Here is a 328-nt window from a genome sequence, read left to right as displayed (position 1 = left end):
GATATCGCGCTGGCGATGATCAACAAGCTGTACGGTATCGAGCGCGAGCTCAAAGACGCCAGCGATGAACAGCGTTATATCGGTCGCCAGGAAAAGAGCCTGCCGATCCTGGCCCAGTTGAAAAGCTGGCTGGAGAAAAGCCAGCCGCAGGTCACGACGCAGAGTCCTCTGGGTAAAGCGATCAGTTACATGGCGAGCAACTGGAGTTGGCTGCTGCGTTACGTGGAGGCCGGTTTTTTGCCTATCGACAACAACGCCGCTGAGCGCGCGATCAAGCCGTTTGTGATTGGACGCAAAAATTGGCTTTTCAGCGACACGCCCAAAGGGG

The 328-nt window shown here is 56.1% G+C and carries 1 protein-coding gene; it reads left to right on the top strand.

What is annotated here, in order from left to right; all coding sequences use genetic code 11:
* On the top strand, positions 1-328 hold a 328-nt coding region (locus HX830_RS31245; RefSeq protein WP_177104672.1), incomplete at both ends, for an IS66 family transposase.

It is taken from the genome of Pseudomonas gingeri, assembly GCF_013385425.1.
GTDB lineage: Bacteria > Pseudomonadota > Gammaproteobacteria > Pseudomonadales > Pseudomonadaceae > Aquipseudomonas > Aquipseudomonas gingeri_D.
The sequence above is the reverse complement of the archived record's forward strand: the minus strand, read 5'-3'. Positions and strand labels throughout refer to the sequence as shown.